Source organism: Bradyrhizobium centrosematis, assembly GCF_045571495.1.
Taxonomy (GTDB): Bacteria; Pseudomonadota; Alphaproteobacteria; order Rhizobiales; family Xanthobacteraceae; genus Bradyrhizobium; species Bradyrhizobium centrosematis.
In genome coordinates, this window is record NZ_CP120703.1 from 4,598,431 (window position 1) to 4,619,404 (window position 20,974).

Genomic DNA, 20,974 nt, shown 5'->3' on the forward strand with positions numbered 1-20,974 from the left:
GGTCTTGACGCGCGGAACGTGCCAGAACTGTGTGTAGAAACTCTTAGGAGTGTTGGTCGATCCGTTTCCCGCGGCTGTTTGTCTGGCGCCGTCACCCCTCAAAACAAAAATGCGAAAACAACCCCATGCAAAGTACAAATCATTGAAGAATTTCGTCTCGTGCGATCAATCGCGATGAGCCGTTTGACACGTCGGGCAAAGCAGGGGCACGATTGTATGATCGCCTTCTCAAGGCCGCCTCCGCACCAGGGCGATTAACCGTACCGAAGGCATGGCTGCTCCGGATCGCGAGGTGGAGGTGTCGATGCAAACTGCCGCAGATGCCATTGACACGAGCTACGGCTCGATCGGCGCGCTTCTCGGTGCCCTGCACGCTCGCAAGATATCGGCATCAGAGTTGCTCGATCACACCATCGCGCGCATCGAGGCGCTCGATCCGCAGATCAACGCGATTGTCGTGCGCGATTTCGACCGCGCCAGAGATGCGGCGCGCGCTGCCGATGCCGCGCTTGCCCGCGGCGAGCGGCGGCCGCTAACCGGCATACCCGTCACCATGAAGGAGCCGTTCAACATCGCGGGTCTACCGACGACATGGGGCTTTCCGCATTTCCGGGATTTCCGGCCGGCTGACGATGCCCTTGTCGTCTCGCGGCTGAAAGCGGCGGGCGCCGTCATCATCGGCAAGACCAACATCCCGATCGGCCTCAGGGATTTCCAGAGCTACAACGAGATCCATGGGACCACGAACAATCCGTGGGACCTCGGCCGCTCGCCCGGCGGCTCCTCGGGCGGATCGGGGGCGGCGCTGGCCGCCGGGTTCGGTCCGCTCTCGATCGGCTCGGATATCGGCGGCTCGATCCGGGTCCCCGCGCATTTCTGCGGCGTGTTCGGACACAAGCCGAGCTTCGGCCTGGTGCCGCTGCGCGGATACAGCCTGCCGCCGGCGCCGCCCGTCCCCGGCCAGGGCGATCTCGCCGTCGTCGGGCCGATGGCGCGCACCGCCTCCGACCTCGCATTGTCGCTCCACGTGATTGCCGGCCCCGACGAGATGCGGGACGGGATCGGCTATCGCCTTGCACTGCCCGCCCCGCGCCATGAGCAGCTCAGGAATTTCAGGATTCTCGTCATCGATACGCATCCGCTGATGCCGACGGGCGAGGCCGTGCGTTCCGCCATCGGACGGTTGGCCGGCCGGCTCGAACGATCAGGCGCGCAGCTCGCACGTTCGAGCGCATCGCTGCCGGATCTTGCCGAATCCGCGCGGCTCTACATGAAGCTGCTCAACGCCGCGCGAAGCCCGCGCCTGACGCCGGCGGCGCTCGCAGAGGCGCAAGGACTAGCTGCGGCGCTCGCGCCCGACGATCGCAGTCTCGAGGCCGAGCGCGCCCGCGGCTGGGGCATGAGTCATCGCGAATGGCTTGCGGCCGATGCGGCGCGCCTGCAGCTGCAACAGAAATGGCATCAGCTGTTTCGCGAGTTCGACGCGGTGATCTACCCGGCCGCCGCCGTGCCGGCGTTTCCGCACGACCATTCCGAGCCGTTCGATGCGCGAAAGCTCGACATCGACGGCCAGCTCTACAACTACGCCGACGCCTGCTTCATCTGGGCGGACCCCGCCTCGACCTGCGGACTGCCGGCAACTGCCGTTCCGATCGAGCGCACGGCGATGGGACTGCCGATCGGTGTCCAGATCATCGGGCCGTACCTGGAGGACCGCACGACGATCGCGCTGGCCGGGCTGATCGAGCGCGAATTCGGCGGCTTCGTCCCGCCGCCGTCGCGTGCGAATGCTCCTTGATCCGATCCGATATCCGCCACTTGGATCCCTTCTTTCAGCGCGCGACCTCCAGCGCGACGTTGGCAGAACGGCGGGGATCGCGGCAAAGCGAGCCGGAGATCGCAAGAACCCCAGGTAGCTGATCAATTCAATATAGCGTTTAGGTAGTTACCGTGCAAAACTCGCCAGTATTTCACTAAGGAATATTGGAGGTTTTGATGCCTGCCCTAGCCTTTGCCAATAATGACATCGCACTCGTCGCCTGGACCTTCGACAAGCGCCTGCCGAACTGCCTCGGTTTTGCCGTCTATCAGCGCGACCTCGCGACGGATATCGAAATCGCGCTACCGGCGCTCGCGCGCTTCGCATCCCAGGACGTTGACACCCACTTCACCACCGAGCAGGCCCCCATTCAGAAATTCTGGTGGAAAGACCTCTATGCCCATCGGGGCCACTCCTATCGCTACCGGATCGTCGCCATGGGCGGCACGCCGGGGCAACTCAAGCCGCTCGAGGGCGTCGCAGAACTCACAAGCAACGATGTCACGCTCACTCCGGACAGGCCGCCATTCAAGGCCTACTTCAATCGTGGCATCGTTGCGTCCCAGTCGGTCATTCATGCCTTGGGCGGCAAGGCCGACATCAACGTGCTCAAGGGACATATTACCAACCCTGCGGATACGCTGCGTGCGCGTCTCATGGGTCAAATCTACGAAGGCGTCACGTCGCTGCTCGACCGAGCCGACGCGTCGAAAGGCAGAATCAACGCCGCCCTGTATGAGCTGGATGATCCCAAAGGGCTCGAAGTCCGTCTGCAGGCCGCCGACAAGGGCAACCCAACGAGCCGCACCGTGATCCTGGGCAACGAATGGATTCACGATGACGCGACGGGCCAGGATATCGAAGATGCGGACGCCAATAACCGCGCGGCTCTAAAGAAGGCCGGCGTGCCAGTCATCGACCGCATCGTCCAGAAGGGCCGCATTCCTCACAACAAGTTCATGGTGCTCACGGAGGCAGGCGAGCCGACCGCCGTGCTGACCGGATCGACCAACTGGACTAGCAGCGGTCTCTGCACGCAGACGAACAATGCCCTCGTCATCGAGTCGCACCTCGTCGCGCAGCGCTACATCGACTATTGGGGCGAGTTGAAGAAGGACATCGATCAGGCCGCCGGCAATCAGAAGGAGCTTCAGGGCGAGAAGCTGCGCACGTGGGCGCGCGAAAACAACGTCAAGAAGCCGCTCATTTTGGAGGACGGCAAGACAACGATCGAAGTGATGTTCTCGCCGAACACCGTGAAGCCGCTGGCGAGCCCTCCCAAGGAGGTACCGAACGACGTCAAGCGCATGTTCGAGTTGGTCAATGGTGCCAAGCAGGCGGTGCTGTTCCTTGCCTTCGATCCCGGCAACAACTCCATTCTCGATGCCGCAGGTCAGGCGCTCGCGAAGAACCCGGACCTCTTCCTGCGCGGAGCACTAACCAGCACGCAACGCGCAGGCAATTTCGCCGACGCGCTGCAACGTAACCAGGAGTCGGAACACGGCGACGGCGAGGACATGCACGTCGCGGTCATTGGCGAAGCCGGCAAGCCGAAGAAGAAGTCCGCCAAAGGCGCAGCGAAGACGAAGGGAAAGAAGGAGAGCACCGAACCCGACTATCGCGCGATCCCGGCGGGTTCGTTGACGAAGAACGATGCCTTCGGGGCCTGGGAAGGCGAACTCTACAAATACGGCCATGCAATCATCCACAACAAGATCGTGGTGATCGACCCCTTCAGCGATAACTGCACCGTCATCACCGGATCGCACAATCTCGGCTACCGGGCGTCGAGCAACAATGACGAGAACATGGTCATCATCCGCGGCCACCGCAGCCTGGCCCAGGCCTATGCCTGTCACGTCCTCGACCTCTACGATCACTACGCGTGGCGCTACTGGCTGCACAAATTCCCGGACAAGTTCGGCAAGCCGCTTCGCGAAGACGATCAATGGCAGGACAATTACATCGAGGGGACCGCCGAGAAGTCGTCGGAGCTCCGGTTCTGGCTGTCGTCCGCCAATAACGGCGTGGCGGATCCTGCACCGGTGGGCGGTAAGATGGGTGCCAAGATGCCGGGCGCAAAGACGACAGGTGCAAAGAAGGCGGCAAAGAAAAAGAATACGGCGAAGAAGGTCGCAAAGACCGCAAAGAAAGCCGTCAAGAAGAAAGCGGCTAAGAAAAGTAAAACCGCCAAGAAGACCGGCAAGAAATCGGCAAAGAAGACTTCGAAGAAAACTGCAAAGAAGACCAAAGCGGCCAAGAAGAAGAAAGCGGTCAAGAAGGGCTAAGCCGCTGACGTAGCACCAGAGACGATGTTCCCGACCGGGACATCGTCTCCACGACACCCAGGGCAATCGCATACGGGAGTGATCGCCAGTGGCCATCCTTCGAGACGCCCGCCGTTGGCGGCCCCTCGGGATGAGGGCGGAGTGCGTGTCGCTGGATTCCGATGCCGCCTAGCCTCAGCCTGAGGAGACCGCGAAGCGGTCGTCTCGAAGGGCGAGGCGCGCGCAAAGAGCCAAATGCGATAGCCCTCCCACGACCGGGCAGGCCAGAGACATCCCCTGGCCTGAGATTCTACTCCCGCGCCGCCTGCGACTGCGCCGCGACCGCCTGCACGGCGACATCAGCCACTTGGCGCAGCGCTTCGCGATCGGCACCCGACGATGCCATCACGCCCATGCCGACCGACACTGCCGAGACATAGCGCGCGAGCGCGGCGGGATCTGACGTCGGCTTGAGATCACCTTCGGCCTTGGCGCGGATGAAACGTTCGCGGAGCTGGTCTTCGTTCTGGGCGCGGCGGGCGGCGAGCTCGAACGGGACGTTCTCCGAGCCGGTGCCGCAGGCGATGCCGCCTTGCACGAGCAGGCAACCGGGCGGATTGGCGGGATCGGTCTGCTTGTCGGCGATCCCCATCAGCATGCGCTCGGCGACCTCGCGGGCGGTCGGGGCGGCCACCACCTCGTCCATCCAGATGCCGCGCAGCTTGCTGTAGCGGTCGAGCGCGGCCTTCAGCAGGCCTTCCTTGTTGCCGAAGCAGGCATAAAGGCTCGGTGGGTTGATGCCCATGGCCTCGGTGAGCTGGGCAATCGTGGCGCCCTCATAGCCATGGCGCCAAAACACTTCCATCGCCTGGTCCAACGCCATTTCGGCGTCGAATTCGCGGGGGCGTCCCATGCCCATGTGCCTGTCTCCTCGGATCGGCGTCCCGTTTTCAGCTTAACGCCGGATCCTATCTAATTGTTCTAGCTTTCTTTTTCTTGTGTCTTCCAATCGTCGCGGTATCGGCGTACAATTTTCTTAGTGAATGGTACATAAGTATCTTGCACTGCGGTATCCAGCTCCACATCTGTAGTGAACACTACATATCTGGAGCGCGCAAATGCCCCCGTCCCAAAGCACCTCCCGCACCGGCCGTTTCCGCCTTCTGAGTGGCGTCGCCGTCGTAGGCGCCCTTGCCGTCGCCGGCTCGATCGCCACGGGCCGCTACTTTCATGCGGCGCAAGCCACCGCACCGGCGGCCGCGGCTGAACAGGCTGTTTCCGTCACCGTCGCGATGATCGAGCCCCGGCAGACCGTGCTGTGGGACGATTTCTCCGGCCGACTCGAGGCCATCAACCGCGTCGAGCTCCGCCCGCGCGTCGCGGGTGCGATCCTGTCGACGAACTTCACCGAAGGCGCGCTGGTGAAGGCTGGCGACGTGCTGTTCAAGATCGATCCCGCGCCTTATGCGGCAGAGGTCGACAAGGCCGCCGCACAGCTCGAAGCCGCCAAGGCGCGCGTCGTCTTCACCCAGAGCGAGCTCGAGCGCGGCGCCCAGCTCGTCGGCAACGCGGTCGTCACCCGGCGCGACTACGACCAGCGCGAGAACGCCAACCGCGAAGCGATCGCTAATGTGAAGGCGGCCGAGGCGACGCTCCAGACCGCAAAGCTCAATCTCGACTATACCGAGGTGCGTGCGCCCGTGGATGGCCGGGTCGGCAAGATCGAGGTCACCGTCGGCAATCTCGTCGCCGCCGGCACCGCCTCCCCGGTGCTGACCTCGCTGGTCTCGGTCAACCCGATCTATGCGTCGTTCGATGCGGACGAGGAGGTCGTGCTGCACGCGCTGAATTCCATTGCCGATGGCTCCGGCCAGCGTGGCAAGCTCGACCAGATTCCCGTGGAGATGACGACGTCGGGCGGTCTCTCGGCGAAAGGCCACATTCAGCTCATCGACAACCAGGTCAACGGCCAGAGCGGCACGATCCGTGTCCGCGCGGTGTTCCAGAACCAGGACGGGCGCCTCATCCCGGGCCAGTTCGCCCGTGTGCGCATGGGTCAGCCGAAGCAGCAGACGCTGGTCATGATCGACGAGCGCGCGATCGGCACCGACCAGGACAAGAAGTTCGTGATGGCTGTCGGCGACGACAACCGCGCGGTCTACCGGCCGATCACGCTCGGCGGCGCAGTGGATGGATTGCGCGTCGTGACCGCGGGCCTGAAGTCCGGCGACCGCATCGTCGTCAACGGCTTGCAGCGCGTGCGTCCGGGCGCCCTGCTCAAGACCGAAGTGGCGGAGATGGGTGCGCGTGGACCGCAGCAGGCCTCGAACCACAGCAATCAGGACGTGGTGCAACGTTAGTGTTTTCCGTCATCCCGGGCGCGCGCAGCGCGAACCGGGGATCTCGAGCTTAGGAACTCCGATCATCCCACCTCCGGATTCCGGGTTCGCGGGCTTCGCCCGCGCCCCGGAATGACGGTGTGGCTGTCGGAGAATCGCAGGATATTGCCCAGGGGCAAGGCCATGAATCTCTCGAAATTTTTCATCGATCGTCCGATTTTCGCCGGCGTGCTGTCGGTCCTGATCTTCCTTGCCGGCCTGATCTCGCTGTTCGCGATGCCGATCTCGGAATATCCCGATGTCGTGCCGCCGTCGGTCGTGGTGCGCGCCACCTATCCGGGCGCCAATCCCAAGGTGATCGCGGAAACGGTGGCGACGCCGATCGAGGAGCAGATCAACGGCGTCGAGAACATGCTGTACATGTCGAGCCAGGCGACGACGGACGGCGCGATGACGCTGACGGTGACGTTCCGCCTCGGCACCGACCCCGACAAGGCGACGCAGCTGGTGCAGAACCGGGTGCAGCAGGCCGAGCCGCGCCTGCCGGCCGTGGTGCGCCAGCTCGGCATCATCACCAAGAAGTCCTCGCCCGACCTCACCATGGTGGTGCACCTGCTGTCGCCCAACGGCCGCTACGACATGACGTATTTGCGCAACTACGCGGTGCTCAACGTCAAGGACCGGCTGGCACGGATCGACGGCGTCGGCGACGTCCAGCTCTATGGCGCCGGCGACTATTCGATGCGGGTCTGGGTCGATCCGCAGAAGACCGCCGAACACGGCCTGACCGCGAGCGATATCGTCAGGGCGATCCAGGCGCAGAACGTCGAGGCCGCCGCCGGCGTGGTCGGCTCCTCCCCCAACGTCAAGGGCATCGATCTCCAGCTCTCCGTCAACGCCGAAGGCCGGCTCGCAAACGAGGATCAGTTCGGCGACATCGTGGTCAAGACCGGCACGCGCGGCGAAGTCGTGCGCTTGCGCGACCTCGCGCGCATCGAGCTTGGCGCCTCCGAATACGGCCTGCGCTCGCTGCTCGACAACAAGCAGGCGGTGGCCATCCCGATCTTCCAGGCGCCCGGCTCCAACGCGCTGCAGATCTCCGACAACGTCCGCGCCACCATGGCCGAGATCAAGAAGACCATGCCCGAGGGCGTGTCCTACCAGATCGTCTACGATCCCACCCAGTTCGTGCGGTCCTCGATCGAGGCGGTGATCCATACGCTGTTGGAAGCGATCGCGCTGGTGGTGCTGGTCGTCATCCTGTTCCTGCAGACCTGGCGCGCCTCGATCATCCCCCTGCTCGCGGTGCCGGTGTCGATTGTCGGCACGTTCGCGGTGATGCACGTGTTCGGCTTCTCGATCAACGCACTCAGCCTGTTCGGCCTCGTGCTCGCGATCGGTATCGTCGTCGACGATGCCATCGTCGTGGTCGAGAATGTCGAGCGCAATATCGAGGCCGGCCTGTCACCTCGCGATGCCACCTATCAGGCGATGCGTGAGGTTTCGGGCCCGATCATCGCGATCGCCATGGTGCTGATCGCGGTGTTCGTGCCGCTCGCCTTCATCTCCGGCCTCACCGGGCAGTTCTACAAGCAGTTCGCGTTGACGATCGCGATCTCGACCGTGATCTCCGCCGTCAACTCGCTGACGTTGTCGCCGGCGCTGTCGGCGCTGCTGCTCAAGGGACACGACGAGGCGAAGGACCGGCTGACCCTCGTCATGGAAAAGGGCCTCGGCTGGTTCTTCCGCGGCTTCAACAGGGCTTTCACCCGCTCCTCCGAGAACTACAGCGGCACCGTCACCAAGGTGATCTCGGGCAAGGCCGCCGTCATGGGCCTCTACGTGCTGCTGGTCGGCCTCACCGCCTTCCTGTTCCAGCAGGTGCCCGGTGGATTCGTGCCCGGCCAGGACAAGCAATATCTCGTCGGCTTCGCCCGCCTGCCCGACGGCGCCACGCTCGACCGCACCGAAGAGGTGATCCGCAAGATGAGCGACATCGCCCTGACCCAGCCCGGTGTCGAAAGCTCGGTGGCCTTCCCAGGCCTGTCGATCTCCGGCTTCACCAACTCGTCCAATGCCGGCATCGTGTTCTCGACGTTGAAGCCGTTCGACGAGCGCAAGGATGCAGCCCTCAGTGGCAACGCGATTGCGGCCGAGCTGAACAAGAAATATGCCGGCATCCAGGAAGCCTTCATCGCCATGTTCCCGCCGCCGCCGGTCAACGGCCTCGGCACCATCGGCGGCTTCAAGCTGCAGATCGAGGACCGCGCCGGTCTCGGCTATGACGCGCTGAATGACGCGACCAAAGCGTTCATGGCGGCGATGCAGAAGGCGCCGGAGATCGCCGGCGTGTTCTCGAGCTTCCAGGTCAACGTGCCGCAGCTGTTCGCCGACATCGACCGCACCAAGGCCCTCCAGCTCGGCGTGCCCGTGACCGAGGTGTTCAACACGCTCCAGATCTATCTGGGCTCCTACTACGTCAACGACTTCAACAAGTTCGGCCGCACCTATTCGGTCCGCGTCCAGGCCGATGCGCCGTTCCGCGCGCGTGCCGACGACATCAGGCAGCTGAAGGTGCGCTCGTCCTCCGGCGACATGGTGCCGTTGTCGGCGCTGCTCAAGATCCGCCAGAGCGCGGGGCCGGAGCGCGCGATCCGTTACAACGGATTCCTGTCCTCCGACATCAATGCGGCGGCCGCACCCGGTTTCTCCTCGGGCCAGGCGCAGGAAGCCGCGACGCGAATCGCGGCCGAAGTGCTCCCGCCCGGCTTCGCCTTCGAATGGACCGACCTGACCTACCAGGAGTTCATCGCAGGCAATTCCGGCATCTGGGTGTTCCCGTTGGCGATCCTGCTGGTGTTCCTGGTGCTGGCGGCACTCTACGAGAGCCTGACGCTGCCGCTCTCGATCATCATGATCGTGCCGATGGGCCTGCTCGCTGCGATGTTCGGCGTCTGGATCTCCAAGGGCGACAACAACGTCTTCACCCAGATCGGCCTGATCGTTCTTGTCGGACTTTCGGCCAAGAACGCGATCCTGATCGTCGAATTCGCGCGCGAGCTCGAATTCGCAGGAAGGACGCCGATCCGGGCCGCGATCGAGGCGAGTCGCTTGAGGCTGCGCCCGATCCTGATGACCTCGATGGCGTTCATCATGGGCGTGCTGCCGCTCGTGCTCTCCACCGGCGCCGGCTCGGAGATGCGGCGAGCCATGGGCGTTGCCGTGTTCTCCGGCATGATCGGCGTCACCGTGTTCGGCCTGTTCCTGACGCCGGTGTTCTATGTGCTGCTCAGAACCATCACCGGCAACAAGCCGCTGGTGCATCACGGCAACGACATCAGCGCGGCTCCGGTCCAGGGGCTTCATCACGAAGGCGCTGGTCATTAAAGCGGGTATTAGATCAGGGAAATCCCTGAGATCAGCAACAGAACGAGCACGGTCTTACGAAAGACCGTCTCGTTGACCCGGTGAAAGGCGAGCACGCCGAGCGCGGACCCCGCGAACAAAGCCGGCAGGCTGATCGCGAGGTCGACAAAGACCTTCGACGACAGATCCTGATGTCCGACCAGCAGCGCGATGGCGAACAGCTGCATGGCGGCAATGAAGGGCTGCACCAGACCGCGCTGCTCGCTCTTGGGCATGCCGCGCATGTCGCACCAGATCGTGGGGACGGCGCCTGGCATCGCTGTCAACCCGCCGACCAGTCCGCCTCCGAAGCCGATCAACGCGACCCAATGCCGGCCGACGGCCTCACCGGCCGTGACCAGCGTCGGCCGCAGCAGCATGTAGGCCGCATAGAGCGCGACGACGATGCCGAACCCACGCCGGAGCAAATGCGTGTCCGTGCTCTGCAGCAGCGACACCGCAATGGGAACGCCGATCAATCCGCCGACGATCAGCAGCAGGCTGCCCTCCCAGCGGATGCTGCGCCGGAGCGCCCACAAATTGGTCGCCTGCACGCCGATGCTGCACGCCATCATCAGCGGGACGGCTTCGAGCGGTTGAAATACGCGCAGCAGGATCGCACCTGCGACGGCCGAAATGCGAAGCCGGAAAGTCCCGAAACGAAGGCTCCGGCGAATACGGCAACACTCAGCAGAATCAGAGTCGCGACATCAGGCACGGACGAATCCTCCGGTCAATCCGTGGGAATCTGCGGAAGATCCAGATCCGGGCCGCCGGGGCAGACGGCAGCCTCGCGCGGAAGAGAAATGTGCAGGGCGTGGGCGTGAGATCGTTCCAGGATTACGAGTCCGGCCAGTTGAAGAGCGACCAGCGCCGCGGTCAGGGTGATCGCGACGACGTTGAAATTACGCGCGCTCGAAGGCCGGCTGACCGGCGGTGCGCTCGCGCGCATCAGATCCGTAGGCATGTCCTGGAATATCCTTTTCCCTGGCGACCGAAATGACTTGATTCAAAGGCAAGGTATCGTCCGGCCGAGCCAGCAAATGGCGATACCGCTGCAACGCGCGCCGCGCCTCGATCTTGCGCTGCTCGCGAAACACAGCGACGACGCGAGCGACGATGTCGCGGAACTTATTGGCCATAACAAGCGACGTCCTTGGCATGACGACTACCCTTCAACTTGCGCAAGAGAATGATGGGATCCACTCCGGCGTGCCGTGAGTTGCTTCACAGAGGTCGTCGAACTAGAAATGGTGCGGCTTATCTCTAAGAGAGAACGGACAAAGCCGCGTCGTTCGATCGAATGACGCGCGATAACTTTCCAATGATGTGGGCTGTCCAAGCTCCGCCGCGAATTGCGGCGATGACTCTCTGACGCAAGTGCGCGTCAGTGCATCAGCGGATTGGCGAAGCCCGCCGCAAGCTTGACGAGATCGGCCTGACGGGACACGCCGGTCTTGGCGAAGACGCGATGCAGATGCGTCTTCACCGTCGTCTCGGCGATTCCCAGTGCTGCCGCGGTCTCCGGCACACCGCCGACTTCGACGATCGACTGCAGCACCCGCAGTTCCGCTGGCGTCAAATCGAACGCGCGCTCGATCAGGCCGGCACAAGAGCGACTGTCGAGTTCCGCTTTCCAGACCAGCAGCGCCCCGACGGCCGATGTCCGTTCCGTCGCGCCATCGCGCAGCAGCGATGGCAGCGCAATCACGTGAGCGACGTAGTACGATCCGTCATGCGACGTCAGAGGGATCTTCCGGCCCTCGGCCGCCGCCACGGCAACCTCTCCCGGATCACGGAAGATGCTGCGCAGGCTACGATTGGCCTCGGGAGATCTCGTCACCAGCCGGCCCGCGATGCAGCGGAGCACGTCGTCGGCGGCCAGGATCGTCTCCGCGGCCGGATTGCTGTGGACGATCCGGCAAGTCGAATCGAGCAAGACGACGCCGGCATTCAGGCGGTCCACGACGTCCGCCAGCGCGCTCGCGCGTTGCTGCTTCCGTTCGATCGCGCGGTTGATCATCAGCGCCCGGCTCGCATGCGGGACCACGGACTGCATGCGCGCCCGCTGCTCGGCGTCGAGCATTTCCCTGCCGGGAATGACGGTCAACAGCATCGGGCACGGGGATTTCGATTGTTCCAGCACGACGTTGGCGACGTCGACGCAGCCCTGGGGGCGCAGCCATTCCTGATAGAAGCGCCCGCGGCGGTACGCGTCGAAATTCACGAGGTCCGGAATGTTGCGAACCTCGCCGTACCGGGGAAGCCGTGCGAGCGGATCGTAGCGGGAGTAGGTCTCGGAATAGAGCTGGATGTAGTGCGGATCGACGCCGCAATAGTAATGGGTCGCCCCTGACTTGCTGACCGTGTCCTTTGAAATCAAGCCGCAGGCCTGGCTGCCGATAAAGGCATTGAGCATGACCACGACCTCGCTCCACAACTCGGGGCGGAGCCCGGCATCATAGATGCTCTCGATCAGCTCGGAATGTCCTGGCGGTCGGGGCATCACAAGACCCAATGCTGTCTGACCCAAAGATGTGCGGAATCTTCTTCATGCCTGACGGCTTTTGTGAGTCCATCGGGGAAGCAAAAGGTTCAACGCTGACGGCGATTGACAAGTCGATGGACAAGCGGATTCGTTGGTCGTCCCCGACCTGGACGGAAAAACCGCGCTCCAGCCGAGAGCGAACCGAATGCGCTTCCCGTCGCACTGGTGCAGTCGTGCTACACTGGAGCAGCACTCACGCCTGGTCCCAGCCCTGCTTCTCGGCGCGCTCCGACCAGACCGGAGCGCGATAGATCTCGTTCCCATCGGCGTCCCTGACGCGGATCCAGGCATCGCAATCGCGCAGATCGTCTCGCCACGCGAACAGATGCCCGGCCATCTCGTCGGCAACGACGAATGTCGCCCCGGCGTGCTCGAAGATCATGCCGCCCGGATCGACCTTCACGATATTGCCGACCAGGAGGTCGAAAAAGAAACGGCGCATTCAATACTCCGGCTGCCGGTGCCGCACGCAACGATGTGGGCGCGTTTCCGCGACCAAGAATGATGTCGGCTTGCCAATTGGAATCGCAGATGACTGAATTCAGTGGCGTCCCGCTACAGCGACCCGCCGCTCCTGACGTCGCTCGGCGTCGCGTTGTAGGTGCGCCGGAAGCAGCGGTTGAAATAGGAGAGGTCGCCGAATCCGACGTCGTAGGCGATCGAGCTCACCGTCCGCTCGGCGTGCCCGGGTTCCCGCAGCATGCGATGCGCGCGCTTGACGCGCTGCTCGATCAGGAAGGAGGAGAACGTCTTGCCGTCGGCCTCGAACAGGCGCTGGAGATAGCGCGGCGTCACGCCGAGCTCCTGCGCAACCGTTGCCACCGACAGGTCCTGCCGCCAGCAATTGTTGGCAATGGAGACTTTCGCCTTCTGGAGCCGGGCCGCCTTGATTCCCCGCCGTCCCGCCAGCTCCCGCGTCTCGCTGGTGGCACCGAGCACCACCGCCAGCAGATCGTGCAGATGAGCGACGCCCAGTTGGCGCAACGCGGGCGTCGCGAATGCCGTCTCACGCACCATCGCGCTCGCGTAATCGACGAGCAGCCGAAGCCCCGCCGCGCTCTCCGGCAGAATGCGCATGACGGCATCGTCGACATCCACGATCATCGGCGCCAGCACGCGCCTCGGCACTCGCAGCGAGAAGCAGCTTCCCAGCGACAGCCGCTCGAATGTCGTGACGTCCTCCGCGCTGGTCAGGACGGCATCACCGGGGCGAAGCTGCAGATCATGTCCTCGCTCGGATATCCTGACGATGCCGGATCTGTTGACGACCAGGGCAAGGCTGTCGTCGCCGTCGGCGACCAGCTGCTTGGTACGAATGACCCGCGCTCCAAACAATCCGCCGATCAGCAATTGGGCTTCCGGCAAGGCGTGGGACGTGAAGCTCGCTGCGAAGGGCCGGCCCTCGCGCGGATCGACCTCGGCCTTCAGCACCCCTCTGCAATAGAATTCGCGGATCAGCGGAACGCGTTCGCTTTCGGGAATTTCGCTCGTTGAAACGTTGAGAACTGAAAAATCAACCATGCTGCCCACAGCAATCTCTCCAACCCTCGAGCAGGCCGGCCATACGCGTCGTTTCCTCACACGCGCGCTCGATGCCGTCGTGGCATGTCCGTGCGAGCTGCTCTTCTTTTCCGGAGCGCGATATACGAAAGCCTGAAACGACTCGCGTCCTACGTTCGGATGACCCGCACGATCGGCCCATCACAATGGATTGAGAGCGCGGCAGGTAACATCGCGGCATGTGAAAACGAACTATATCGCCCCGTCATCGCCATTCGTGCGTCGCGCGAACGGCACGGCAAAGCCGGCGGCGATCTTCACCAGATCGGCCTGCCTGCCGGCGCCCGTCTTCTCGAACAAGCGGCCAAGATGCGTCTTCACCGTCGTCTCGGCAACGCCAAGCTTTGCAGCGATGTCGGGAACCCCGCCGATCTCTATGATTGCCATCAGCACGCGCAATTCGGACGGCGTCAGCCTGAACGCCGCAGCAATCGCATCGGCCGCAAGCAATGGCAGCATGGAAGCTCTTTGAACGAAGAGCATCGTGGCTGCAGTGTCGCGCGGCAGGCTGCGATCCCGTTTCAGGGGAAAGGCATGAAGCAGATAATGCTGGCCATCGGCCGACGTCGCAAGCTCGATCCGGCGACGAGCGGCGGAACCTGCGGCCGCATCGATTTCGAATAGACCGCGGAATATTTTGTCGGTCTGGGTGTTGCGGGCCACGATCCGGTCGCCGACCATCGCGAGCAGATTGGCATCGGCAAACAACTGGCGACATGCGGCATTGGCATGGACGACCCGGCCGTCGGCGTCGAGCAGGCAGATCGCCGTGTTCAACCCGTCGAGGACGTCGGCGAGGTCTTCTACGGTGTGGGAGCGAGCCCGGATCTGCCGACCCATGATCTGCGACCGCTGGATGTGCGGGGCAAGCAACAGCATGCGCTCGCGCATCGCGGCGTCGACGATTCCGCGGGAGCGATGGCGCAACACCTGCAGGATCGTGGTGCGGGTGACCGTCCTCTCCAGCGCGACCGTCGCAAGGTCGATCGCCCCCTGCGGTTCCAGCCACTCCCGATAGAAGCTCGTCTCCAGAAAATCCGCATGAGGCATGATGTCGGTCACGCCGATCGTCTGGTCGGGCGCGAGCGTGAGATGACGGTCGAGCATTGGGTCGAGCTCGACATACCGGTCACGATAAAGCTGGCGAAAGCGGGCATCGGTTCCAAAATGCTGGTGGATCTCGAGCGAACGCCGCGCCGAATCCCTCGACAGGATCATCGCGGCACACCCGCCGACGAAATGCGAGACCTGCTCCAACGCCCCGCTGCGCAACGCGGGATCGATCGCCGCATCATAGATCTCGCCGACCAGGGACGAGAATCGGTTTGCCTGGAGGATCGTCATCGGGCGGACGCCGCAATCTGCCTGTCGCCCGCGCGAGATGGAGAACTCGCAATCGGGGGACCAATGGAGAAGACGGGCCGGCCAATTGCCGCCTTGGACGAGAAAAAAATGCAGCAGCCAGATGCTGGAATATCGAACATCGTCCTTGCGTAACGTCAAGCGCAGGGTGCGGCTTGGACGGTTTCGCCAAAGACTAGGATAAATGCGAACAGCGGACTGCGTGCGATGATCACGTGCTGCAATGACCGGCCTGCAGGCGCTTGGCCTTTGCCAGGCGGTCCATCATCGACTGGTCGTACTCGGAGATGCCGCGCACGCCCTACCCGCGCCGCGGCACGATCGCGATCGGGGTGAAGGTGTAAACCTCATCGCCGTTCTGGTTGAACATCGTCCACTTCACGAGCGCGATGCCCTGCGGCTTCGACTTCGACGGCGTCAGGCTCATGACTTCCCCGACCAGGTGCAGGCGGTCATTGGGCCGCACCGGCATCATCCAGCGCAGCCCGTCGACGCCAGCCCCGATCAGCGGATGCGGTCCAAACGGGCGGGTCTGGATCGCGAGGTTCATCGCGATGGCGGCGGTGTGCCATCCGGAGGCGGCAAGCCCCTTGAATAGCGTCGCCTTGGCGGCCTCGTGGTCGAGATGCATGGGCTGCGGATCGAACTCGGCGGCGAAGCGCTTGATGTCGGCTTCGGTGACCACCACTTCGGGCGATTTGAAGCGCATGCCAATGCTGAGATCGTCGAACCACTCGACCTGCGCCATGATTTTGCCTCGCAATGTGATTGATGGCCCCGCCGGAAGGCGCAGCTGAAGACATTAACCGAGAGCGGGATGTAGCCGCTTTGCAGCGCACAAGCCAGGCCCGGTTCCGCGCGAAACCCCATTCCGGATGCGACGAAACACGCCTGAAACAGTTGGACGTCTAAATGGTTGTCAAAACAAGTACAGGGACGGCCACCATGCAATTCCTCCTCGACCTGATCTACGAATATTCATGCTGTCAGAACCTCGTCGCCCAGCCGCTACGGGAGGACGAGCCATGATCGAGCTGATCGCGGGCCTGCTGGCCCTTTGCAGCATCGGCGTCTTCGCGGCGCATGCGGTGGATGCCTATCGCACCACGCACTTCTGACCGGCGTTCGCCGGTCTGCCTGCACTTCCCCTGAGGGAGCCGTGCACATCGAGCGCGCGTCCGCGGCCCGCGTTGCTAGAACGGCCGGCGGTAGAAATGCTCCGAATGCGTTGCCGGCGGAAACCGGTTGGCAAGCGCCAGCGCGCCCTTCTCGTCCGTCTCGAGCGCGATCTTCTGCGCCAGCATCACGTCGCCCGGCACCAGAAAGCCAGACGGGACGAAGCACCAGCCCATGGTAGCGTGCCCCGACTCGTCGATCTCGTGGACATTGGCGGCGGTACCGTAATGAATGCGGTAGGTCTTGCCGGTGTCCCCGCCGACCACGTCGAAGTACCGGTGCTGCTCGAACTGCGCGAGCTGCGCCGGTGACAACCATTCGGCCAGTAGCCGGCGGCCACGGGCATCCGGCGTGTTCTCGCCGAAGAACCGCCGGTAGAGTTCACGCAGCGCATGCAGACGCGCACGCGCCGGCGCGCGGAGCCAAACGGCCGCGATCATGTGCAGCTCAGATCAGCCGCCGACCAGGCGGGGATAGAACAGCGTTTCCTGCGCGGTCGGGTCGAACGATCTGATCCGGGTGACTTCGCCAGGTCCGCTGCGAAGAGCAGCGGTGAAGCCGGCCCCGGTCAGCTCCCGAAAGCGTCGCTCGGCCCGCGCGAGCGCTTCGGCATTGCCAGGATCAAACTCGTGGCGCGTATCGCCAGTCTGGTCCATCACGATCTGGGTAGCCATGTTGAGTCTCCTCATGCCCAGCCCTGAACTTGATCAAAGCAAACCTCGTGCCGTCTGTTCCAGATGGCAACAACTTTCTCGCGCCGGCGCATCACACATCGCTGAGCAGCAGCTCAGCGCGAGGCGGCGGCGCCGCCGCCCTCGTCGATCTGCCGGCCCATCAGCGCGATCGCCTTCTGATAGACGCCGGCGGCATTCCAGGCCTCGATCGCGGCGAAATTCGGCTCGCCCGGCTGGTACCCGGCTCCCGCACGCCAGCCATGGGCCTTGAGGAAATTCGCTGTCGAGTTCAGTGCATTGGCCGCAACATCGAGATTGCCGGTGCCGTAGGCCAGGATGTTCTTGGGCATGAACTGGGTCTGGCCGACCTCGCCATGCATGGAGCCGCGGGTCGCCGCCGACAGCGTGCCGCGATCAATCAGCTTCAGGGCGGCATAGAGCTGATCGGTGAAGAATTCGGGACGGCGGCAATCATAGGCAAGGGTCGCGATCGACGACAGCATGTTCTGGTTGCCGTGCTGGCTGCCGAAACCCGTCTCCATGCCCCAGATCGCGATCAGGGGCCCGGGCGGAACGCCATAGCGCTGCTGGATGGAGGCAAACAAGGCTGCCTGCGACTGCTTGAGCTGCCGCCCCTTGGCGACGATGGTGGTGGCGCCGCGCTTGGCGAGGAACTGGTCGAGCGTCAGCGAGAAGCTGCGCTGGCCACGGTCGGCCGCGATGGTGGCGCTGGCGTAATTGGTCTGCATCAGGGCCGCGAGCGCGGTCTGGCCGATGCCCTTGCCTTGCGCCTCCGCGCTGAACTCGCGCTTCCAGGCCTCGAACCCCGCCGCCGAGCTGCCGCATTGCGCGGCCTCGGCCGAGGGCGCCAGAGAGAGAAGCAGCGCTGTGGCGCCGATCATGGCCGTCGCAACGGTCCTGCCCTTGGTCATTCCTCGTTCCTCTCTCCTCACAATACGCGACCGGCTCGCGCAGGCGCATGATCCTACGTCGGCTTTGATCGCTCAAGCCCCGCGGGACGCAACAGGCGCCTTGACACCGGCGCGGATCACCGTCCTTCGCCGCGGCCGAGCAGGAAGTCCACCATGATGCCCTGGTGCTGCTCGTACATGTCCGTGCCCGTTCCCGTCACGCAGCCGGTCTTTCGGGCCGCCGCGATAAAGGGCGAGATTTCGGGCTTGGTGATGACGCAGCCGCAATAGGCCGACGGCGCGAGCCGAGCGACATCGACCGGCAGCGGATCGCCTTGTTTCATCCCCGCCGGTGTCGCATTGGCGACAAAGTCGAAGCCGGTGGGGTCCATGGTGCCGGCCCGCACCGGAGCCTTGCCGAGCCAGTTGAGTTGCCTGATCAGCGCGTCGCGGCGCTCGGTCGCGCTGTCGTGAATGGCGAGCTCGCTCACGCCGGCCTCGACCAGCGCAAGCGCGATGGCCGAGCCCGCACCGCCCGCGCCGACGAGCAGCGCCCTTCGACCTGCGGGGTCGACGCCTTTCGCCCGCGCGGCACCGACGAAGCCCAGGCCGTCGACCATATCGCCATGCCATGCGCCATCGGCGCGCCGGCGCATCAGGTTGACGCTCCGCAGGAAATGGGCGCGCTCCGTCGCACTGGCGCAGGCCTGATAGCAGCCGAATTTGTGCGGGATGGTCACGACGAGGCCGTCGAGATTCTTCAGCCGCGGCGCCAAGGAAAGGAAATCCGGCAGATCGGCGACCGAGACCTGGACGGGAACGAGAATGCCGTCATGGCCGCGGGCCGCAAAGGCTGCCGTCACGCCTGCCGGCGAGCGCACCTGCGCGATGGGATCGCCGACGATGACGTAGAGGCGCGTGGCACCGGTAGGCGCCGGGATCATGTCGCTCAACCCGGCACCGGGGAGCCGCCCGCCTCCGCCGCAGTCCCGTAGGTCACTTCCAGACCGTCGAGATTGCCCTCCTTGCGCCATTTGTCGAGCAGCCGCAGGAATGCCATCGGGCCACGCCAATACTGGCTGTTCTTTGCGGCGATCGGATCGAACACGCCCTCATTGTTGTAATAACCAGGCGTGCATTCGGCGAGATAGGTCTGCCGGCCGACCGCGGCCTTGACGACCTCCTCGACCCAGGCGGTCTCGGCCGCCAGCGTCGGCTCCAAGGTTCGCGCGCCCCGCTTGCGCGCCTCGGCGATCACATAAGCGATATGCCGCGACTGCTCGTCGATGATGTGCGGGAAATTGGCGCTCTGCCCGGCCTGCACCGTGACGATCAGGAAGCAGTTCGGGAAGCCGCGACTGTAGAAACCGTGCATCGTCTTGACGCCGCCCTGCCAGCGCTCGGACAGGCTCAAGCCGTCGCGGCCGTAGACCTCGAAGCCCATGCGCCGCGCGTAGTCGGTGCCGACTTCGAAACCGCTGGCGTAGATCAGGCAGTCGAGCTCGTAGGCCTTGCCGCCCGCCACGACGGCGTTCTCGGTGATGCGTTCGACACCCCGCCCTTCGGTGTCGACGAGATGCACGTTGGGACGGTTGAAAGTGTCGAGATATTCGTCGTGAAAGCACGGTCGCTTGCAGAACGCCTTGTACCAGGGCTTGAGCGCGTCCGCAGTCGCCTTGTCCTTGACGACCGCATCGACGCGGGCGCGGATCTCCTCCATCTTGCGATAGTCGGCCTGCTCGATCACCTTCAGCGCCTCCTCCATCGAGGTCACCGGATGCTCCTGCCGACGCGGCGCCAGCAGGATCTCGCCGAGCAGCCCGGTCCAGCCATCCTGCACCAGGTCCCGTTCGAACGGCTCGCCGGAGATCACCGCGGTGAAATTGTCCATGCGTTCGCGCTGCCAGCCGGGCGCGAGACTCTGCGCCCAGGCCTGATCCGTCGGCCGGTCGTCGCGCACGCCGATCGCCGACGGCGTGCGCTGGAAGACATAAAGCTCCTTCGCCGAGCGGGCGAGATGCGGCACGCATTGCACGGCGGTGGCGCCGGTGCCGATGATGCCGACGCGCTTGTCGGCAAGGCCGGTGAGACCACCATCTGCGCTGCCGCCGGTGTAGCCGTAATCCCACCGACTGGTATGGAAGCTGTGGCCTTTGAACGTCTCGATGCCGGGAATGCCCGGCAGCTTCGGCCGGCTGAGCGGACCTCCCGCGAGGATGACGAAGCGGGCGCGGATCCGGTCGCCTCGATCGGTCTCGACCAGCCAGCGCCCGTCCTGCTCCTGCCACACCATCCGCGAGATGACGGTCTGAAACAGTGCGCGCTCGTAGAGCCTGAAATGACGGCCGATGCGGCGGGAGTGCTCGTAGATCTCCGGCGCCCGCGCGTATTTGCGCACCGGCATGTAGCCGGTCTCTTCCAGCAGCGGCAGGTAGATGTAGCTCTCGGTATCACAGGCCGCGCCGGGATAACGATTCCAGTACCAGGTGCCGCCGAAATCGGCGGCCTTTTCCAGGATGCGGAAATCGTCGATGCCGGCCTCGCGCAGCCGCGCGCCACAGAGCAGCCCGCCGAAGCCGCCGCCGACGACGAGCACCTCGGTCTCTTCGGTGATTGGTGCGCGCGCAAAGCCGGGATCGGCCCAGGGGTCGTCGAGATAGCGACCGAAGTCGCCGGTCACCTCGACATACTGAGCCTTGCCCTCGGCACGCAAACGGCGATCGCGCTCGTCGCGATAGCGCGCGCGGAGCGCTGCAATATCGACCGTAGGTTCGCCGGCCGCGCCGGTCTTGTGTCTTTCCGCTGACATGCATTTCCTCCACGGCGGACGCTGCGTCGGCGGCAGCTCGGATCAATTAGCCCTGAAAAAGTGACGCATGCAATCGCGTCCAATGTTTTTTGCGTGAACGCTGC

Annotated in this window: 17 protein-coding genes and 1 pseudogene; 4 read left to right on the plus strand and 14 right to left on the minus strand. The window is 64.1% G+C overall.

The window, feature by feature from the left end; all coding sequences use genetic code 11:
• Positions 1 to 304 precede the first annotated feature (304 nt).
• Positions 305 to 1,798, plus strand: a complete 1,494-nt coding sequence (locus tag P6U31_RS22185) for an amidase (protein ID WP_407183848.1) — start codon at positions 305 to 307, stop codon at positions 1,796 to 1,798.
• A gap of 197 nt (positions 1,799 to 1,995) precedes the next feature.
• A complete protein-coding gene (locus P6U31_RS22190; RefSeq protein ID WP_407183850.1) occupies positions 1,996 to 4,107 on the plus strand; it encodes a phospholipase D-like domain-containing protein in 2,112 nt (703 codons plus the stop codon).
• Between the two features lie 289 nt (positions 4,108 to 4,396).
• On the opposite strand, the gene P6U31_RS22195 is transcribed toward P6U31_RS22190, so the two are convergent.
• The gene (locus P6U31_RS22195; protein WP_407183852.1) at positions 4,397 to 5,005 is read right to left on the minus strand and encodes a TetR/AcrR family transcriptional regulator; all 609 of its coding nucleotides are present in this window, start codon (positions 5,003 to 5,005) and stop codon (positions 4,397 to 4,399) included.
• A gap of 199 nt (positions 5,006 to 5,204) precedes the next feature.
• On the opposite strand from P6U31_RS22195, the gene P6U31_RS22200 reads away from it, so the two are divergent.
• Complete coding sequence (locus P6U31_RS22200; RefSeq protein WP_407183854.1) at positions 5,205 to 6,446, plus strand: efflux RND transporter periplasmic adaptor subunit; 1,242 nt, start codon at positions 5,205 to 5,207, stop codon at positions 6,444 to 6,446.
• A gap of 162 nt (positions 6,447 to 6,608) precedes the next feature.
• Positions 6,609 to 9,812 (plus strand): efflux RND transporter permease subunit, encoded by a 3,204-nt coding sequence (locus tag P6U31_RS22205; protein ID WP_407183855.1) that lies wholly within the window; start codon positions 6,609 to 6,611, stop codon positions 9,810 to 9,812.
• Between the two features lie 8 nt (positions 9,813 to 9,820).
• On the opposite strand, the pseudogene P6U31_RS22210 reads toward P6U31_RS22205, so the two are convergent.
• The 13 genes and pseudogenes from P6U31_RS22210 to P6U31_RS22270 all read right to left on the minus strand — a co-directional run bounded on the left by P6U31_RS22210 (position 9,821) and on the right by P6U31_RS22270 (position 20,870).
• A pseudogene (locus P6U31_RS22210) lies at positions 9,821 to 10,548 on the minus strand (sulfite exporter TauE/SafE family protein).
• A 15-nt stretch (positions 10,549 to 10,563) separates the two neighbouring features.
• The gene (locus tag P6U31_RS22215) at positions 10,564 to 10,797 is read right to left on the minus strand and encodes a hypothetical protein (RefSeq protein ID WP_407183857.1); all 234 of its coding nucleotides are present in this window, start codon (positions 10,795 to 10,797) and stop codon (positions 10,564 to 10,566) included.
• A complete protein-coding gene (locus tag P6U31_RS22220) occupies positions 10,736 to 10,972 on the minus strand; it encodes a hypothetical protein (RefSeq protein ID WP_407183859.1) in 237 nt (78 codons plus the stop codon). Before P6U31_RS22220 ends, P6U31_RS22215 begins: the two co-directional genes overlap by 62 nt.
• Before the next feature lie 245 nt (positions 10,973 to 11,217).
• A complete protein-coding gene (locus P6U31_RS22225; RefSeq protein WP_407183861.1) occupies positions 11,218 to 12,336 on the minus strand; it encodes a helix-turn-helix transcriptional regulator in 1,119 nt (372 codons plus the stop codon).
• A gap of 235 nt (positions 12,337 to 12,571) precedes the next feature.
• A complete protein-coding gene (locus tag P6U31_RS22230; protein ID WP_407183862.1) occupies positions 12,572 to 12,820 on the minus strand; it encodes a DUF6894 family protein in 249 nt (82 codons plus the stop codon).
• Between the two features lie 113 nt (positions 12,821 to 12,933).
• Entirely contained in the window at positions 12,934 to 13,899 is a 966-nt protein-coding gene (locus tag P6U31_RS22235; protein ID WP_407183864.1) for an AraC family transcriptional regulator, read from the minus strand.
• 231 nt (positions 13,900 to 14,130) lie between these two features.
• Positions 14,131 to 15,282 (minus strand): LuxR C-terminal-related transcriptional regulator, encoded by a 1,152-nt coding sequence (locus P6U31_RS22240; RefSeq protein WP_407183866.1) that lies wholly within the window; start codon positions 15,280 to 15,282, stop codon positions 14,131 to 14,133.
• 319 nt (positions 15,283 to 15,601) lie between these two features.
• Positions 15,602 to 16,048: a MaoC family dehydratase gene (locus P6U31_RS22245; protein WP_407183867.1), complete on the minus strand. Its 447-nt coding sequence runs from the start codon at positions 16,046 to 16,048 to the stop codon at positions 15,602 to 15,604.
• A 445-nt stretch (positions 16,049 to 16,493) separates the two neighbouring features.
• On the minus strand, positions 16,494 to 16,916 hold the full coding sequence (locus tag P6U31_RS22250; RefSeq protein WP_407183868.1) for a hypothetical protein: 423 nt from the start codon (positions 16,914 to 16,916) through the stop codon (positions 16,494 to 16,496).
• A gap of 12 nt (positions 16,917 to 16,928) precedes the next feature.
• Positions 16,929 to 17,150, minus strand: a complete 222-nt coding sequence (locus P6U31_RS22255; RefSeq protein ID WP_128925065.1) for a hypothetical protein — start codon at positions 17,148 to 17,150, stop codon at positions 16,929 to 16,931.
• A gap of 113 nt (positions 17,151 to 17,263) precedes the next feature.
• Positions 17,264 to 18,082: a lytic transglycosylase domain-containing protein gene (locus tag P6U31_RS22260; protein WP_407183870.1), complete on the minus strand. Its 819-nt coding sequence runs from the start codon at positions 18,080 to 18,082 to the stop codon at positions 17,264 to 17,266.
• A 116-nt stretch (positions 18,083 to 18,198) separates the two neighbouring features.
• Complete coding sequence (locus tag P6U31_RS22265; RefSeq protein ID WP_407183872.1) at positions 18,199 to 19,005, minus strand: shikimate dehydrogenase family protein; 807 nt, start codon at positions 19,003 to 19,005, stop codon at positions 18,199 to 18,201.
• Positions 19,006 to 19,010: 5 nt separating this feature from the next.
• Complete coding sequence (locus P6U31_RS22270) at positions 19,011 to 20,870, minus strand: flavin-containing monooxygenase (protein ID WP_407183874.1); 1,860 nt, start codon at positions 20,868 to 20,870, stop codon at positions 19,011 to 19,013.
• Positions 20,871 to 20,974: the final 104 nt, after the last annotated feature.

Excerpts from the sequence above, each read along its gene's own strand:
- P6U31_RS22185 (WP_407183848.1), top strand. The coding sequence starts at position 305 with ATGCAAACTGCCGCAGATGCCATTGACACGAGCTACGGCTCGATCGGC.
- P6U31_RS22190 (WP_407183850.1), top strand. The coding sequence starts at position 1,996 with ATGCCTGCCCTAGCCTTTGCCAATAATGACATCGCACTCGTCGCCTGG.
- P6U31_RS22195 (WP_407183852.1), bottom strand. The coding sequence starts at position 5,005 with ATGGGCATGGGACGCCCCCGCGAATTCGACGCCGAAATGGCGTTGGAC.
- P6U31_RS22200 (WP_407183854.1), top strand. The coding sequence starts at position 5,205 with ATGCCCCCGTCCCAAAGCACCTCCCGCACCGGCCGTTTCCGCCTTCTG.
- P6U31_RS22205 (WP_407183855.1), top strand. The coding sequence starts at position 6,609 with ATGAATCTCTCGAAATTTTTCATCGATCGTCCGATTTTCGCCGGCGTG.
- P6U31_RS22215 (WP_407183857.1), bottom strand. The coding sequence starts at position 10,797 with ATGCCTACGGATCTGATGCGCGCGAGCGCACCGCCGGTCAGCCGGCCT.
- P6U31_RS22220 (WP_407183859.1), bottom strand. The coding sequence starts at position 10,972 with ATGGCCAATAAGTTCCGCGACATCGTCGCTCGCGTCGTCGCTGTGTTT.
- P6U31_RS22225 (WP_407183861.1), bottom strand. The coding sequence starts at position 12,336 with ATGCCCCGACCGCCAGGACATTCCGAGCTGATCGAGAGCATCTATGAT.
- P6U31_RS22230 (WP_407183862.1), bottom strand. The coding sequence starts at position 12,820 with ATGCGCCGTTTCTTTTTCGACCTCCTGGTCGGCAATATCGTGAAGGTC.
- P6U31_RS22235 (WP_407183864.1), bottom strand. The coding sequence starts at position 13,899 with ATGGTTGATTTTTCAGTTCTCAACGTTTCAACGAGCGAAATTCCCGAA.
- P6U31_RS22240 (WP_407183866.1), bottom strand. The coding sequence starts at position 15,282 with ATGACGATCCTCCAGGCAAACCGATTCTCGTCCCTGGTCGGCGAGATC.
- P6U31_RS22245 (WP_407183867.1), bottom strand. The coding sequence starts at position 16,048 with ATGGCGCAGGTCGAGTGGTTCGACGATCTCAGCATTGGCATGCGCTTC.
- P6U31_RS22250 (WP_407183868.1), bottom strand. The coding sequence starts at position 16,916 with ATGATCGCGGCCGTTTGGCTCCGCGCGCCGGCGCGTGCGCGTCTGCAT.
- P6U31_RS22255 (WP_128925065.1), bottom strand. The coding sequence starts at position 17,150 with ATGGCTACCCAGATCGTGATGGACCAGACTGGCGATACGCGCCACGAG.
- P6U31_RS22260 (WP_407183870.1), bottom strand. The coding sequence starts at position 18,082 with ATGACCAAGGGCAGGACCGTTGCGACGGCCATGATCGGCGCCACAGCG.
- P6U31_RS22265 (WP_407183872.1), bottom strand. The coding sequence starts at position 19,005 with ATGATCCCGGCGCCTACCGGTGCCACGCGCCTCTACGTCATCGTCGGC.
- P6U31_RS22270 (WP_407183874.1), bottom strand. The coding sequence starts at position 20,870 with ATGTCAGCGGAAAGACACAAGACCGGCGCGGCCGGCGAACCTACGGTC.